Source organism: Cupriavidus sp. NPDC089707, from assembly GCF_044748965.1.
Lineage (GTDB): Bacteria > Pseudomonadota > Gammaproteobacteria > Burkholderiales > Burkholderiaceae > Cupriavidus.
This window is the reverse complement of record NZ_JBIVHB010000001.1, coordinates 599,082-614,706: the sequence shown is the minus strand read 5'-3', so window position 1 is coordinate 614,706 and position 15,625 is coordinate 599,082. Positions and strand designations below refer to the sequence as shown.

Sequence of the window (15,625 nt, the reverse complement as noted above, 5' to 3'; positions counted from 1 at the left end):
CAAGCATAGCCCGGATGCCCGCGCTCTGCCCTGCTCTCAGGCTGCCGCGCGCAGCGGCGCCGGCGCGGCAGCCGTGGGCATCGCCAGCGCCGCCTGGCCGCGCGAGCGACCCGAGCTAAGGTAGCCCGCGATGGATTCCTGCGTCACTTCGCCCAGGTAGTCGCCGTCCGCGCCCATCACCGGCAACCAGCTGGTGTTGTGCTGGTACATGCGCGACAGCACGATGCGCAGGTGCTCGTCGAACGCCGCGGTGACCGCGAACGGGCGCATCGCTTCGCTGCACATGCCCTTGCCCGAGCGCGCGTCGCGGCGCGTGACATAGCCCAGCGCGCGTTGCGCGTCGTCAACCACCGGCAGGTGGCGCACGTCGGCATCGTCCATCACGCCCAGCGCCTCGGCCAGCGGCATGTCGGGGCGGCAGCTCGGCGGCATGGTGGCGGCGTCGCCGGCGCGCACCAGCAGCAGGCGCTTGAGGGTGTTGTCATGGCCAACGAAGGCCTGCACAAACTCATCGGCCGGATGCGCCAGCAGCGCGTCGGGGTGATCGAACTGCACCAGCTTGCCGCGGCGGAACACCGCCACCTTGTCGGCCAGCTTGATGGCTTCGTCGATATCGTGCGAGACCATGATCACGGTCTTGCCGAGCTGGCGCTGCATCTGCAGGAATTCGTTCTGGATGCTCTCGCGGTTGATCGGGTCGACCGCGCCGAAGGGCTCGTCCATCAGCAGCACCGGCGCATCGGCCGCCAGCGCGCGGATCACGCCGATGCGCTGCTGCTGTCCGCCCGACAGCTCGCGCGGATAGCGGCTAAGCATCAGGTTGGGATCGAGCTGCACCATCGCCATCAGTTCGCGCGCGCGTTCCCGGCATTGCTTCTTGTCCCAGCCGAGCAGGCGCGGCACCACCATGATGTTCTCTTCGATGGTCATGTTGGGGAACAGGCCGATCTGCTGGATCACGTAGCCGATCTTGCGGCGCAGGGTCACGCCATCGATGCCGCGCGTGTCCTCGCCCTCGATGCGCACCGTGCCGGAGGTGGGCTCGATCAGCCGGTTGATCATCTTCAGCGTGGTGGTCTTGCCGCAGCCCGACGGGCCCAGGAAGACGCAGATCTCGCCGCTCGGCACCTTGAGCGACACGGAATCCACCGCGCGCACTTCAGCGCCGTTCTTTTGCGGGAAGGACTTGGTGAGTTGGTCGAGTTCGATCATAGACGGATCCCCTTCGGCGTCAGCGCCCGCTGCAACCACTGCAGGAAAGCGTCCGCCACGATGGCGAGCAGGCTGACCAGGACCGCGCCCACGGCCAGCTTGCTCATGTTGCTCTGGCTGATCGCTTGCAGGATCAGCACCCCAAGGCCACCCGCGCCGATGATGGCGGCAATGGTGGCAACCCCGATATTCATCACCACGGCGGTACGCACGCCGCCAAGGATCACCGGCACCGCCAGCGGCAGGTCGACCAGCCGCATGCGTTGCCAGGTGGTCATGCCGATGCCGCGCCCCGCTTCCTGAATGCCGGGGTCGACATTGGCCAGCGCGGTGTAGGTGTTGCGCATGATCGGCAGCAGCGAATACAGGAATACCGCCGTCACCGCCGGCACGTACCCCAGCGCATGGCCGAAGCGCGCGAAGATCGGGATCATCAGGCCGAACAGCGCGATCGACGGCAGCGTCAGCACGATCGTCGCCAGCGCCAGCAGCGGTGTCGCCAGCGCGCGGAAGCGCGTGATCACGATGCCCAGCGGCACCCCGATCAGGATCGCCAGCCCCACCGCCGAGCCGACCAGCGCGAGATGCTCGCCGGTCATCTTCAGCAGCGTGGGCCAGCTGTGCTGCAGGTATGAGATCAAGTCCATGCGGCCCTCCTCAGATCAGTCCGTGGCTGCGCAGGAAATCCTCCGCCACCTTGTCCACCGGCTGCTGGCCGATGTCCACCTTGTAGTTCATGTCGGTCATGCTCTGGTTGTCGAGCTTGGCCGCGAGCGCATTGAGCAGGCCCGCCAGCTCCGGATGCTTGTCGAGCACCGGCTTGCGCACCACCGGCACCGCGTTGTACGGCGGGAAGAAATGCAGGTCGTCTTCCAGCAGCACGAGGTCGAAGCCCTTGACGCGGCCGTCGGTGGCGTAGACCAGCCCCAGTTCCACCTGGTTGTTCTTCAGCGCGGTGTAGACCAGGCCCGGGTCGAGCTGGATCACGTCGCGGCGCGAGAACGGCAGCTTGTACAGCGCCTTGAGCGGCTCCAGGCCATCCGGGCGCGCGGCGAATTCCATGTCGACCGCGAACGGGTGGCTGGCGTCGGGGCCGGCCTTGCGCATCTGCTCGGCAAACGCCGACAGCGTGGTCACGCCGCTGGCCGCTGCCCGCTCCTTCGGCATGGCCAGCGCGTAGGTGTTGTTGATGCCCGAGGCTTCCAGCCACACCAGCCCGCGCGCGCCGTCCATCTGCTTGACGCGCTCATAGCTTTCCTTGGCACCAAGTTTCTCCTGGACCTTGTTGAACACGATCAGCGCGGTGCCGGTGTAGTCCCAGACCACGTCGAGCTGGTTGCTCTCCATGGCCTGGCGCATCAGCGTGCTGCCCAGCCCGGCGGTCAGCTCGGTGTTGAAGCCCTTGGCGCGCAGGTACTTCGACGTCATCGACGACAGCAGCAACTGCTCGGTAAAGTTCTTGCCGCCCACGCGGATCGGTGCTGCGGCGGCATCGGCGGCGTGCGCGCCGGGCGCCGTGGCCAGCGCCAGCCCTGCCGCGAACGCGGTGACGACTGCCACCAGCATCGCGGCACGCCGCGCACGGCGGCGGATGAATTGCATTGGGTCTTTCATGTCGGCCCCCTTTGTAAGCGCGTCAGCGTGCCAGCCCGCGGCGGCGCAGGTACATCTGGCCGGCAGCGGCGAACAGCGCGTCCAGTGCCAGTGCCAGCAGCGCGGTAGCGGCCGCGCCCAGCAGCAGCAGCGACTGGTTGTTCAGGTAGATGCCCGGGAAGATCAGTTCACCCAGGCTGTTGGCGCCGATCAGGAACGACAGCGGCACTGTGCCGACGTTGATCACCAGCGCGATGCGGATGCCAGCCAGCATCACCGGCAGCGCGTTCGGCAGTTCCACGCGCACCAGCCGCTGCACCGGCGTCATGCCGATGCCGCGCGCCGCCTCCAGCAGCGTGGGCGAGACATTGCGCAGCCCCTCGTAGGTGTTGCGCACGATCGGCAGCAGCGATGCCAGCCACAGCGCCAGGATCGCTGGTCGCTCACCAATGCCTAGCACTGCCAGCGCGAGTGCCAGCACCGCCAGCGACGGCACTGTATTGCCGACGTTAAAGACCTGCATGAGCCGGTCGGCCCAGCGGCGCATGCACGGGCGGCTCAGCGCGATGCCGGCCGGGATGCCGGTGGCCAGCGCCAGCGCCATCGAGATCGCGACCAGGCGCAGGTGGTCGGCGACGTCGTAAATCAGGCGTTCCTGATACTTCTGAATCACATCGACGCCGATCCACGCGACCAATGCAGCGATCGCGGCAAGCGTCAGACCTGCCCAGGCGAAAGACCGGGCCGATTGCTTTGACATACTCTCCCCTCCTCCGGGCCGAAAAGAGCGCAAGACGCCACTTCCCGATCGCGGAAAACAATATGGGCTGGTGGTTGCGGAGATGGAGGCGCCACCGGCCCGGTTCAGATTGCATTGCCGCCATGACCGGCACGATTGCCGGCGGACGGTCTGTGGGTTCTTCCGCGTTGGCGGGGAGCCCGATTGACGGGAAGCCGGCCATGCGTCCGGGCAGTCCCTGAAGCGGCGCAACCGGCGACGCGTAAGGCGTGGCGACCAGTTGGCCAGTGGCAGCGCAGGTATTGAGGTTTTTCGGCGCGCCGCCGATCCATCGGCCGTTGACTGGCAAGGGCTGGCGCGGATTCGGCCACCTTGCAATTCACATCAACGGATGACAAAGAGAGCGCTATTATAGCGATCTTCATCGATCTTGTCATCTTTCCGCTTTCCAGCTCCAATTCTGCGGCAATTTTATGCTTCTGCCAGGCGTTCGCGGCACCGGCCTCCGGGGCTTGCGCGGCCTGTTGCGCCGTTCCAAATTCGATAGCAGCGGCCCCATCCCGACCCATGGATGGAACAATCTGTTGCCTTCCCGCCCTCTACTCTTTCCCAGCCAAACCACTAAATTGACGGGGTAGCTGAAACGACGGGACCGCGCAGCACGATCGCAGCGCCTCCCGCCCACAGGAGAAAGACATGGATACCCGCAACCCCTTCACCACCGTTGCCGCCACCGCCGCGGAAAGCGTGCAACGTTCGCGCACCGTGGACCGCGTCGTGCGGGGCATCGCCACGTCCGACGGCGCCGGCGTCAAGCTGACCCGCGTGCTGACGCAGAACCTGCAGCGCCGGCTGGACCCGTTCCTGATGCTCGATGCCTTCGGTACCGACAGCAAGGACGACTACGTCGGCGGCTTCCCCGATCACCCGCACCGCGGCTTCGAGACCATCACCTATATGCTGGCCGGCCGCATGCGCCATCGCGACAGCGCCGGCAACGAAGGCCTGCTGCAGAACGGCGGCGCCCAGTGGATGGTGGCCGGCGCCGGCGTGGTGCACTCGGAAATGCCCGAGCAGGAAGACGGCCGCATGGAAGGCTTCCAGCTGTGGCTGAACCTGCCGGCCGCGGACAAGATGACCGCGCCGTGGTACCGCGACATGCCGTCGGCCGAGATTCCGACGGTGGCACTGGGGAGCGACGGAAGCGGCGGCACGGTCCGCGTGCTGGCCGGTGCCAGCCACGGCGTGGCCGGCGCGGTGACGCGCCCGGTGACCGAGCCGCTCTACCTCGACGTGCACCTGCCGGCCGGACAGACGTTCACGCAGGCGCTGCCGGCCGGGCATAACGCCTTTGTCTATGTGTACCAGGGCGAGGTATCGATCGGCGACGGCGACGACCGGGCAGTGGTCGAGGCCCAGCGCATGGGCGTGCTGGACAATGCCAGCACCGCCGACGGCGTGGTGGTGCGGGCCGACGCCGACGCGCGCTTCCTGCTGATCGCCGGCAAGCCGCTGAACGAGCCGATTGCGCAGTACGGCCCGTTCGTGATGAACACGCAGGAGCAGATCTACCAGACGCTGGCGGATTTCCGGGAAGGGCGGTTCGCTACGATCGCGGCGGGTTCGCAGGCGTGATCGGCCCGCCGGTTTACTCCCCTCTCCCGCGCGCGGGAGAGGGGTTGGGGGAGAGGGCCGGCGCTGGCAATGGCAACGGCTTTCACTACGTCGAGACTCCGGCCCTCTCCCCCGCCCCTCTCCCATAAATGGGAGAGGGGAGAAAACCCTCGCAGTTCCGGCGTCGTCGGCAACCACAAGACCGCCGCCTCCTCCAGGAGGCGGCGGCTTTTTTTCGTGCCGTCGCCGGCATGCGACTTGCAACCTGCCTGCAACCGTTGCGGGGACTGGACACACGCCCGTTCCAGGCCTTCCAGACCCCGCGCACTTATATAATTCATCACCAATATCCAGCATCACCAGTTCATGATGAATGCTGCAATGCGTCGCGGCGATCCTGCGCCACGCACTGCCGCGCTTTGACTCATCCCGACGTTGCTGCCCTCACAACAACCCGAGCCGCCTCAGTGACATCACAAACCCCTCCCAGGCTGGCGCTTGCCCATATCAGCAAGCGCTATCCGGGCGTCGTTGCCAACGACGACGTCAGCCTTACTGTCGCTCCCGGCGAAATCCACGCCGTCCTGGGCGAGAACGGCGCCGGCAAATCCACCCTGATGAAGATCATCTTCGGCGCCGTCCGGCCCGATGCGGGCGAGATGCACTTCAACGGTGCGCCGGTCACGATCAACAGCCCGCACGATGCCCGCAACCTGGGCATCGCCATGGTGTTCCAGCATTTCTCCCTGTTCGACACGCTGACCGTGACCGAGAACATCGCGCTCGGCCTGCCGGCCAGCCAGCAGGGCAACCAAGGCAACATCAGGCAGCTGGCCGAGCGCATCCGTGCTACCGCCGAACGCTACGGCCTGCCGCTGGAACCGAACCGCCACGTGCACACGCTGTCGGTCGGCGAGCGCCAGCGCGTGGAGATTGTGCGCGCACTGCTGGCCAACCCGCAGTTGCTGATCCTGGACGAGCCCACCTCGGTGCTCACGCCGCAGGCCGTGGAAACGCTCTTCGTCACGCTGCGCCAACTGGCCGATGAAGGCACCAGCATCCTCTACATCAGCCACAAGCTCGACGAGATCCGCGCGCTGTGCCATCACGCCACCGTGATGCGGATGGGCAAGGTCACCGGCGTGTGCGATCCGCGCCGGGAAACCGCGGCGTCATTGTCGCGGCTGATGATCGGCGGCGAGCCCCCGCGCGAGGCACGCGTCGCCGCCGAACGCGGCCCGGTGCGGCTGAGCGTGCAGGGACTGTCGCTGCCGCGCTCGCATGCCTTTGCCACCGAACTCGACCGGATCTCGCTCGACGTGCATGCGGGCGAGATCGTCGGCATCGCCGGCGTGTCCGGCAATGGCCAGCAGGAATTGCTCGCCGCGCTGTCTGGAGAAGACACACGCGCGTCGAATGTCTCGGTACAGCTTGGCGGCAAGCCTGTCGGCAGGCTCGATGCGCGCCAGCGCCGACGCGCAGGGCTGGCCTTCGTGCCGGAAGAACGCCTGGGCCGTGGCGCCGTGCCGGGCATGAGCCTCGGCACCAATATCCTGTTGTCGCACCAGACGCCGCCGTACGTGCGGCAGGGCATGATCTCGCCGCGCGCGGCGACCAAGCTCGCGGCGGCAGTGATCAACCGCTTCCGCGTCAAGGCCAGCGGACCCGATGCGCTGGCGCGCAGCCTGTCCGGCGGCAACCTGCAGAAATTCATTGTCGGCCGCGAGATCGAAAGCGGCCCGAAGGTACTGATCGTGGCGCAACCGACCTGGGGCGTGGACGTGGGCGCCGCGGCGCAGATCCATAACGAAATCCTGGCGCTGAAAGCCACCGGCTGCGCCATCCTGGTGGTGTCGGAAGAGCTCGACGAGCTGTTTGCGATCTGCGACCGGCTGCACGTGATCGCCAAGGGCCACCTGTCGCCGTCGGTGCCAACCGAGATTGCCACGCGCGAGCAGGTCGGCCTGTGGATGAGCGGCTTGTGGGAAGGCGGTCCCGCCCAGGCACGCACTGCGGAGGTGGCAAGCCATGGCTGATGTGCGACGCCTCTTCCCCCGCTCCCCGCTCACGCTGGCACCGCGCGGGCTGCCGTCGCGCACTATGGCTTATGCCTCGCCGGTGGTCGCGCTGGCACTGACGCTGCTGTTCGGCGCGCTGCTGTTCCTGGTGCTCGGCAAAGACCCGGTGGCCGCGCTCAAGGTGTTCCTGGCCGATCCGCTGCGCGACAAGCGCGCCATCGGCGAAGTGCTGCTCAAGACCGTGCCGCTGGTGCTGTGCGCGCTGGGGCTGTCGGTGTGCTACCGGGCCAATGTGTGGAACATCGGCGCCGACGGCCAACTGATCGCCGGCGGCATCTGCGCGGGTGCCGCGGTGCTGTATTTCGACGTGCCGGGGCAGACCATGAACGGCACCGTGGTGCTGGTGCTCGCCTCGCTCGCCGGCATCATCGGCGGCATGGCGTGGGCTTCGCTCACGGCGCTGCTGAAGGACAGGTTCAACGCCAACGAGATCCTGGTCTCGCTGATGCTCACCTATATCGCGCAGCAGTTGCTGCTGTGGGTGGTCAACGGGCCGCTGAAGGATCCTGACGGCATGAACTTCCCACAGTCCAAGGTGTTCTCGTCCGAGTTCCTGCTGCCCAACCTGATGTCGGGCTCGCGCCTGCATGCCGGCTTTGCGGTGATGCTGGTGCTGGTGGCGGTGATGACGGTGTTCGTGTTCCGCAGCTTCGCCGGCTATCGCCTGCAGGTCGGCGGCACCGCGCCGGCGGCGGCGCGCTACGCGGGCTTTTCGGCGCGCAGCGCGTTGTGGAGCGCGCTGCTGATCTCGGGTGCGACCGCGGGGCTGGCAGGCGCGTTCGAAGTGGTCGGCCCGATCGGCCAGCTGCTGCCGTCGATCTCGCCGGGCTACGGCTTCACCGCGATCATCGTCGCGTTTATCGGCCGGCTGCACCCGGTCGGCACCGTCTTTGGCGGCATCATGATGTCGCTGTTCTATATCGGCGGCGAGATGGCGCAATCGCGCCTGGGCCTGCCGTCGGCCATAGGCTGGGTGTTCCAGGGCATGCTGTTGTTCTTCCTGCTGGCCTGCGACACGCTGATCGAAAACCGCCTGCGCTGGCGCGCCACCACGGCCTGAGCGGAGCACACAAAGAACATGGAACAACTCGCTCCCCTCATCGCCACCGCCATCAACGCCGGCACGCCGCTGCTGCTGGCGGCGCTGGGCCTGTTGATCAACGAGCGCTCGGGCGTGCTCAACCTGGGCGCCGAAGGCATGATGCTGGTCGCCGCGGTGGCCGGCTTCATGGTCGGCTACCAGACCCAGTCGCCGATGCTCGGCTTTGCCGCCGGCGCGCTCGCCGGCATGCTGATGGCCACGCTGTTCTCGTGGCTGGCGCTGGTGCTGGCCACCAACCAGGTCGCCACCGGCCTGGCGCTGTCGATCTTCGGCACCGGGCTGTCGGCCTTCATGGGCCAGCGCTTCGTCGGTTTCGCCATGCCTGCACAGGCCAAGGCCGTGCCGGGACTGGCAGACCTGCCCTTCGTGGGTCCGGCGTTCTTCCAGCATCACTGGATGGTGTATTTCAGCCTGCTGCTGTGCCTTGCCATCATGTGGTTCCTGTTCCGCACGCGCGCCGGGCTGACGCTGCGCGCGATCGGCGAGTCGCCGGAATCCGCGCATGCGCTGGGCTACCCGGTGCGCACCATCCGCTTCGGCGCGCTGCTGTTCGGCGGCGCCTGCTGCGGGCTGGCGGGCGCCTACCTGTCGCTGGTCTATACCCCGATGTGGGTCGAGAACCTGGTCGCCGGCCGCGGCTGGATTGCGCTGGCGCTGACCACCTTCGCGACCTGGCGCCCGGGCCGGGTGCTCATCGGCGCGTGGCTGTTCGGCGGCGTGACCATTTTGCAGTTCTACCTGCAGGGCATCGGCGTAGAGGTGCCGTCGCAGTTCCTGTCGATGCTGCCGTACGCGGCCACCATCGTGGTGCTGGCGCTGATCTCGCGCAATCCGGCGTGGATACGCCTGAACATGCCGGCATCGCTGGGCAAGCCGTTCCGGCCCGGCAATGCCTGATCGTTTTTCTGACGGAAATCCCTGAGCTACCAACAATTCACACAAGGAGAAATCATGATCGTCACGCGCAGGAAGACCCTGGCGGCACTGGCCGCCACCGCCGTGCTGGCCCTGGCCGGCTGCGGCAAGAAGGAGGCCGACAAGCCTGCCGAGACGGCAGGCACGGCCCCAGCGCCCGCGGCCGAGCAGAAGGCCGAGCCGCTCAAGGTCGCCTTCGTCTATATCGGCCCCGTCGGCGATGCCGGCTGGACCTTCGCGCATGACAACGGCCGCAAGGCCGTGGAAGAAAAGTTCGGCAACAAAGTCAAGACCACCTTCGTCGAAAACGTGCCCGAATCCGCCGCGGACGCCGAGCGCGTGTTCCGCGACCTGGCCAGCCAGGGCAACAAGCTGATCTTCGGCACCACCTTCGGCTACATGGAGTCGATGCTCAAGGTCGCCAAGGAATTCCCGGACGTGAAGTTCGAGCACGCCACCGGTTTCAAGACCGCCGACAACCTGGCCCAGTACGACGTGCGCACCTATGAAGGCGCGTACCTGGCGGGCGTGGTCGCCGGCAAGATGAGCAAGACCGGCAAGATGGGCGTGGTCGCGTCGGTGCCCATCCCCGAAGTGATCCGCAATATCGACTCGTTCACGCTGGGCGCGCGCAGCGTCAACCCGAGCGCCACGGTCAAGGTGGTGTGGGTCAACAAGTGGTTCGATCCGGGCAAGGAGCGCGAAGCCGCCACCACGCTGATCGGCCAGGGCGTCGACATGCTGATGCAGAACACCGACTCCGCCGCGGTGGTGCAGACCGCGCAGGAGAAGGGTGTGTATGCCTTCGGCTGGGATAGCGACATGACCAAGTTCGGCGACAAGGCTCACCTGGCCGCGTCGGTGATCTCGTGGGGCGTCTACTACAACAAGGTGGTGGAAGACGTCCTGAACAACCAGTGGAAGAACAGCACCACGTGGTGGGGCCTGAAGGAAGGCATGATCGACCTGAAGTCGTTCAACGCGGTCGTGCCTGAAGATGTGAAGAAGCTCGTCGAGGAGCGCAAGAAGGGCATTGCCGATGGCAGCGCGCCGATCTGGAAGGGTCCGATCAAGGACAACACCGGGAAGGAGCAGCTGGCGAAGGATCAGGTCGCGGATGACAAGTTCCTGCACGGCGTGAAGTTCTACGTCGAGGGCGTGGAAGGGAAGATTCCGGGCTGATGGGTGCACCAAAGCCGCCTGGACTCCACTGAGCAGAGTGCGCCAAAGCCACTCGAGCTGGCCTAAGCAAGGTGTTCTCCCTCTCCCCTCACGGGGAGAGGGCTGGGGTGAGGGGCAGTTTGGCTAGGAACCACATCAGGCGAGGCCAACGGTTCTAACCCAAGGGCATCAGCCTTTGAGCCTCCCGCCCTCACCCCTGCCTCTCTCCCGCACGCGGGAGAGAGGAGAAAACCGCGGGCATCAGAAGCCGCGATACCACTGCCTCCCCCATCACATTCCACCCGCGGAACTTGAAGCCTGCAACAACGGCCCAAGCTATTTGTGTATGCGCCAGTGTCAGGCGCCCGCCATGTGAAGGAGGCCTCTCATGTTGAAGCGATTTTCGGCCCTGTGGACGCTGGTACGCCGCGACGGGCGGCTGTTCTGGTATGCGCTGCGCCACCCCGATGCCCCGCCATGGCTGAAGCCCGCGGCGATCGGGCTGTTGCTGTACGCGATTTCGCCGATCGACCTCGTGCCGGACGTGGTCGCGGGTCTCGGCATCATCGATGACGTGGTGCTGATCCCGCTAGCCGTCCACCTGATCCTGAAGCGCCTGCCGCCGCACATCCTGCGCCAGGCGCAGGCGCGCGCCACTGCCACCACGGTCCGGCCGCACTGAAACCGCCAAAGAAAAATCCCCGGGGCAACCGCTGCCCCGGGGATTTTTTTATGCCCGGAACCGGAATCAGAGCGGCAGCAGGATGGTCGAGCCGGTGGTCTTGCGCGATTCCAGGTCGCGGTGCGCCTGCGCCACTTCCGACAGCGCATAGCGCTGGCGGATATCGACCTTGACCTTGCCGGTGGTGACCGCATCGAACAGGTCGGCCACCATCGGCTCGAGCAGCTCGCGGTGCACCACGTAGGTCATCAGCGTCGGGCGCGTCAGCCGCAGCGAACCCTTGTTGCCGAGCACCGAGAGATCGAACGGCGGCACCGGGCCCGATGCATTGCCGAAGCTCACCATGGTGCCGCGCGGCGCCAGACAGTCGAGCGAGCCCTGGAAGGTGTCCTTGCCGATCGAGTCATAGACCGCCGCCACGCCCTTGCCATCGGTGATTTCCTTGACGCGGTCGACGAACGACTCGCGCGTGTAGACGATGGTATGGGCGCAGCCGTTGGCGCGGGCCAGTTCGGCCTTCTCATCCGTCCCGACGGTGCCGATCACGGTCACGCCAAGCGCCTTGAGCCACTGGCTGACGATCAGGCCCACACCGCCGGCAGCCGCGTGCAGCAGCACCGTGTCGCCCGGCTGCACCTTGTAGCTGTCGCGGATCAGGTATTGCGCGGTCAGGCCCTGCAGCATCATGGCCGCCGCGGTGTCGAACGGGATCGCGTCCGGCAGCCGCACCACGATATCGGCCGGCATCACGCGCACCTGCGCATACGCGCCGGTCGGACGGCCGGCATAGGCGACGCGGTCGCCCACGCTTACGTGGCCGACACCCTCGCCCACCGCCTCGACCACACCCGCGCCTTCCATGCCCAGGCCGCCGGGCAGCGGCTGCTTGTACAAGCCGGTGCGGAAATAGACGTCGATGTAGTTCAGGCCCACCGCCTCGTGGCGCACGCGCACCTGGCCGGGGCCGGGCTCGCCCACTTCCACATCGACCCACTGCATGACTTCAGGACCGCCGGTCTGCTCGACCCGGATGGCTTTGCTCATCTGCATCGCTCCTAGTTGTGGTGTTACATCGATCGGGGGAATTCAGCTTGCCTGCGTGCCATCCGCCTCATTGGCAAGGCCGGCGATCAGCAGCTCGGCAGTGGCAACGTTGGTCGCGCACGGCACGTTGTGCACGTCGCACGCGCGCACCAGCGCGTTGATATCCGGTTCATGCGGCTGCGGCGTCATCGGATCGCGCAGGAACACCACGGCGCGCACGCGCCCTTCGGCCAGCTGCGCGCCGATCTGCAGGTCGCCGCCCCACGGCCCCGACAGCATGCGCGTCACGTCCAGTCCGACCTCATCGATCAGGCGGCCGCCGGTGGTACCGGTGGCCAGCAGCTCGCATTGCGAGAGAAACGCGCGGTGGCGCGTGGCGAAGGCGACGATGTCGTCCTTCTTGTGGTCGTGGGCGATCAGCGCGATGCGGGGGCGTGTCATCAGTAATTCCTGGTTGGGGTGGTGAGACTGCAGCAGGCTGGTGGAAATCAGAACGTGCCGGGGTAGGCGCCGCCGTCGATCAGCAGGTTCTGCCCGGTGATATAGGCGGCGTGGCGGCTGCACAGGAAGGCGCAGGCGGCGCCGAACTCGGACGGCTCGCCGAAGCGGCGCGTCGGGTTCTGCGCGGCACGGCGCTGCGCCACTTCCTCGACACTCAGGCCGGCCTTCCTGGCGCCGCCTTCCATGGTCTTGCGCAGACGATCCGTATTGAACGGTCCGGGCAGCAGGTTGTTGATGGTCACGCCATGCTGCGCCACTTCGCGCGCCACGCCCGCGACAAAGCCGGTCAGGCCCGAACGCGCGCCGTTGGACAGCCCCAGCACGTCGATCGGCGCCTTGACCGCGCCGCTGGTGATATTGATGATGCGGCCCCACTTGCGCGCGATCATGCCGTCGACGGTGGCCTTGATCAGCTCGATCGGGGTCAGCATGTTGGCGTCGAGCGCGGCCAGCCAGTCGCTGCGCTCCCAATCGCGGAAGTTGCCAGGCGGCGGACCGCCGGCATTGTTGACCAGGATGTCGAGGTCGCCCAGCTTGGCCGCGGCGTCCAGCGCCGCCTTGCGGCCTTCGGGCGTCGTGATGTCGGTCGCCACCGCGATCACGCGGCGGCCATGGCGGGCGCGCAGGTCGGCGGCGGCCTTCTCCAGCGCCTCGGCGCCGCGCGCCACGATCACCACGTCAACGCCTTCCGCCGCGAGGGCATCGGCGCAGGCCAGGCCAAGGCCCTTGCTGGCGCCGCACACCAGCGCATGCTTGCCGCGCAATCCCATGTCCATGTGTTTCTCCTTTGTCTGTCGTGTTGGTACGGCCGGGAGGGGCCCGGCCGATGCATCAGGTTTTTCTTGCCGAGAGCAGGTACATGCCGCCCATCACCAGCGCGCTGCCGGCCAGCTGCACGCCGCTCACCGGCTCGCCCAGCAGCCAGTAGCCGAGGAACAGCGTCGATACCGGACCGATCATGCCGGCCTGCGACGCCAGCGGCGCACCGATGCGCGCCACCGCCACCATGGTCATCGACACCGGCAGCACCGTGCAGAACACCGCGTTAATGAGTGACAGCCACATCACCGGCGCGGGCTGCGCCAGTTCGGCCACGGGCCGGCCCAGCGCCACATACTGGATCACGCAGCAGGCGGTGGACACGCACATCGCATAGGCCACCAGCCGCAGCGAGCCGATGCGCTGCACCAGCTCGCCGCTCAGGATCAGGTAGACAGCGTACGTCATGGCACTGCCCAGGACCAGCGCGCCGCCCAGCCAAACCTGGCTGCCGCTGACGTCGAGATCATGGGCGAAGACCAGCACGATGCCGGCATAAGCCAGCAGCAGCGACAGCCACTGGCGCGAACTGATCGGCCTCCGGAACACCAGCGCGGTGGCCAGCAGCACGAACGACGGTGTCAGGAACAGGATCAGCCGCTCCAGCCCGGCGGTGATGTATTGCAGGCCGATGAAATCCAGGAAGCTCGACAGGTAGTAGCCGATGAAGCCGAGGAACACCACGCGCCCGCGGTCCGCCCACGACAGCGGCGCCAGGCGGCGCGACTGCCACCAGCCGATCGCCATGAACAGCGGCACGGCGAACAGCATGCGCAGCGTCAGCACCATTACGGCATCGACGTTGTAGCGGTACATCAGCTTGGCGACGATCGCCTTGGCGGAGAACAGCACCGCGCCGACGGCGGCGATGGCAAGCCCCGCGCGCTGCGGCGACGGCAGCGCGGCGGGCGCGGCGAGGGACTTCTGGGAGGCGGGCACGGGAATACGTGGAAAGCGGGCCGGCGGGCCGGCAACACCGGCCCCGCGAAACGACCCGACGATTGTATTCGAAAAGACGCAACCGCATCGGCGGCGGCCCCGGCCTGCCACGCGTCATGCCGATCCCCTACAATGGCCGCGCGCCGCCTGCGTCACGGGCGGCGTCACAATAACAATCCCAGGAGACTTCTCGACATGCCGACCCACCCCGCACACGCCGGCCGCCGCGCGCTGCTTCTGGCTGCCGTGGCAGGCACCACGGCGCTCGCCGCCAGCTTCAGTGCCGCCGCACCAGGCGACAGCTATCCCTCCCGCCCGATCCGCTTTGTCGTGCCCTACGCCGCCGGCGGCACCACTGACCTGGTGGCGCGCACGGTCGGCCAGCGCGTGGGCGAGAAGCTTGGGCAGCCGGTAGTGATTGAAAACCGCCCCGGCGCCGGTGGCAACGTCGGCATGGACGCCGTAGCCAAGGCCGCGCCGGACGGCTACACCATCGGCTTCGGTGCGATCTCCACCAATGCGCTCAACCCGCATATCTACAAGCAGGTGCCATTCGACCCGCGCAAGGACTTCACCGCGATCAGCCTGCTCGGCACGTCGACCATCGTGCTGGAGGTCAGCCCGGCGCTGCCGGTGAAGACCGTCAAGGAACTGGTGGCCTATGCCAAGGCCAACCCCGGGCTCACCTATGCGACCGCCGGCACCGGCACCTCGATGCACCTGGCCGGCGCGCTGTTCGCGCAGATGACGCAAACCAGCCTGACGCATGCGCCGTACAAGGGCAGCAGCCCGGCCATCAACGACATGCTGGGCGGCCATATCAGCGTGATGTTCGACAACCTGCCGGCATCGCTGCCGCATATCCAGGCGGGCAAGCTGCGCGCGCTGGCGGTGGCCGGCAAGCAGCGCGCGCCGTCTCTGCCCGATGTGCCAACGCTGGCCGAGGCGGGCTTGCAGGGCTATGCGGTCGAGCCATGGTTCGGGGTCTATGGCCCGGCCAACCTGCCGGCACCGGTGGTGCAGGCGCTGAACAGCGCCTTCGTCGAGGCGCTGGCACGTGTCGATGTGCGCGAGAAACTGGGGCAGGCGGGCTTCAATCCCAAGGGATCCAGCGCGGCCGAATTGCAGGCGCTGACGCAGTCGGAATACGAGCGCTTCGGCAAGGTGGCGAAGACGGCAGGGATCACGGTGGAGTAGGCAGCGGACCAGCAAGCAGCGGATATACT

At 67.0% G+C, this 15,625-nt stretch carries 15 protein-coding genes; 7 read left to right on the top strand and 8 right to left on the bottom strand.

What is annotated here, in order from left to right; translation table 11 throughout:
* Positions 1–36: 36 nt before the first annotated feature.
* The 4 genes from ACIP1U_RS02880 to ACIP1U_RS02865 are packed head-to-tail and all read right to left on the bottom strand — an operon-like array spanning position 37 to position 3,565.
* Entirely contained in the window at positions 37–1,212 is a 1,176-nt protein-coding gene (locus ACIP1U_RS02880) for a betaine/proline/choline family ABC transporter ATP-binding protein (protein ID WP_400311461.1), read from the bottom strand.
* Positions 1,209–1,859 carry an ABC transporter permease gene (locus ACIP1U_RS02875; protein ID WP_022533965.1) on the bottom strand — a complete coding sequence of 217 codons (651 nt, stop codon included), beginning with the start codon at positions 1,857–1,859 and terminating at the stop codon, positions 1,209–1,211. Before ACIP1U_RS02875 ends, ACIP1U_RS02880 begins: the two co-directional genes overlap by 4 nt.
* A gap of 10 nt (positions 1,860–1,869) precedes the next feature.
* Complete coding sequence (locus ACIP1U_RS02870; protein ID WP_400311458.1) at positions 1,870–2,814, bottom strand: glycine betaine ABC transporter substrate-binding protein; 945 nt, start codon at positions 2,812–2,814, stop codon at positions 1,870–1,872.
* 34 nt (positions 2,815–2,848) lie between these two features.
* Complete coding sequence (locus tag ACIP1U_RS02865; RefSeq protein WP_400311455.1) at positions 2,849–3,565, bottom strand: ABC transporter permease; 717 nt, start codon at positions 3,563–3,565, stop codon at positions 2,849–2,851.
* A gap of 675 nt (positions 3,566–4,240) precedes the next feature.
* On the opposite strand from ACIP1U_RS02865, the gene ACIP1U_RS02860 reads away from it, so the two are divergent.
* The 6 genes from ACIP1U_RS02860 to ACIP1U_RS02835 all read left to right on the top strand — a co-directional run bounded on the left by ACIP1U_RS02860 (position 4,241) and on the right by ACIP1U_RS02835 (position 11,096).
* Positions 4,241–5,179 carry a pirin family protein gene (locus ACIP1U_RS02860; protein WP_400311452.1) on the top strand — a complete coding sequence of 313 codons (939 nt, stop codon included), beginning with the start codon at positions 4,241–4,243 and terminating at the stop codon, positions 5,177–5,179.
* Positions 5,180–5,625: 446 nt separating this feature from the next.
* Entirely contained in the window at positions 5,626–7,194 is a 1,569-nt protein-coding gene (locus ACIP1U_RS02855) for an ABC transporter ATP-binding protein (protein ID WP_400311449.1), read from the top strand.
* Positions 7,187–8,296, top strand: a complete 1,110-nt coding sequence (locus ACIP1U_RS02850; protein WP_400311447.1) for an ABC transporter permease — start codon at positions 7,187–7,189, stop codon at positions 8,294–8,296. Before ACIP1U_RS02855 ends, ACIP1U_RS02850 begins: the two co-directional genes overlap by 8 nt.
* 18 nt (positions 8,297–8,314) lie before the next feature.
* A complete protein-coding gene (locus ACIP1U_RS02845; RefSeq protein ID WP_400311444.1) occupies positions 8,315–9,235 on the top strand; it encodes an ABC transporter permease in 921 nt (306 codons plus the stop codon).
* 54 nt (positions 9,236–9,289) lie between these two features.
* A complete protein-coding gene (locus ACIP1U_RS02840; RefSeq protein ID WP_400311441.1) occupies positions 9,290–10,435 on the top strand; it encodes a BMP family ABC transporter substrate-binding protein in 1,146 nt (381 codons plus the stop codon).
* Between the two features lie 367 nt (positions 10,436–10,802).
* Positions 10,803–11,096: a YkvA family protein gene (locus ACIP1U_RS02835; RefSeq protein WP_400311438.1), complete on the top strand. Its 294-nt coding sequence runs from the start codon at positions 10,803–10,805 to the stop codon at positions 11,094–11,096.
* A gap of 66 nt (positions 11,097–11,162) precedes the next feature.
* Here the strand turns inward: ACIP1U_RS02835 and ACIP1U_RS02830 are convergent, their stop codons facing one another.
* Genes ACIP1U_RS02830 through ACIP1U_RS02815 form a run of 4 tightly spaced genes read right to left on the bottom strand, consistent with a single transcriptional unit; the run spans position 11,163 to position 14,360 of the window.
* Positions 11,163–12,140, bottom strand: a complete 978-nt coding sequence (locus ACIP1U_RS02830) for a quinone oxidoreductase family protein (RefSeq protein ID WP_400311435.1) — start codon at positions 12,138–12,140, stop codon at positions 11,163–11,165.
* A 42-nt stretch (positions 12,141–12,182) separates the two neighbouring features.
* Complete coding sequence (locus tag ACIP1U_RS02825) at positions 12,183–12,584, bottom strand: methylglyoxal synthase (RefSeq protein WP_400311771.1); 402 nt, start codon at positions 12,582–12,584, stop codon at positions 12,183–12,185.
* Between the two features lie 44 nt (positions 12,585–12,628).
* Positions 12,629–13,417, bottom strand: coding sequence for an SDR family oxidoreductase (locus ACIP1U_RS02820; RefSeq protein ID WP_400311432.1), 789 nt, complete (start codon positions 13,415–13,417; stop codon positions 12,629–12,631).
* A gap of 55 nt (positions 13,418–13,472) precedes the next feature.
* Entirely contained in the window at positions 13,473–14,360 is an 888-nt protein-coding gene (locus ACIP1U_RS02815; protein ID WP_400311769.1) for a DMT family transporter, read from the bottom strand.
* A gap of 234 nt (positions 14,361–14,594) precedes the next feature.
* Here ACIP1U_RS02815 and ACIP1U_RS02810 point away from each other — a divergent pair, with 234 nt between their 5' ends.
* A complete protein-coding gene (locus ACIP1U_RS02810) occupies positions 14,595–15,596 on the top strand; it encodes a Bug family tripartite tricarboxylate transporter substrate binding protein (RefSeq protein WP_400311429.1) in 1,002 nt (333 codons plus the stop codon).
* The last annotated feature ends 29 nt before the right edge of the window (positions 15,597–15,625 follow it).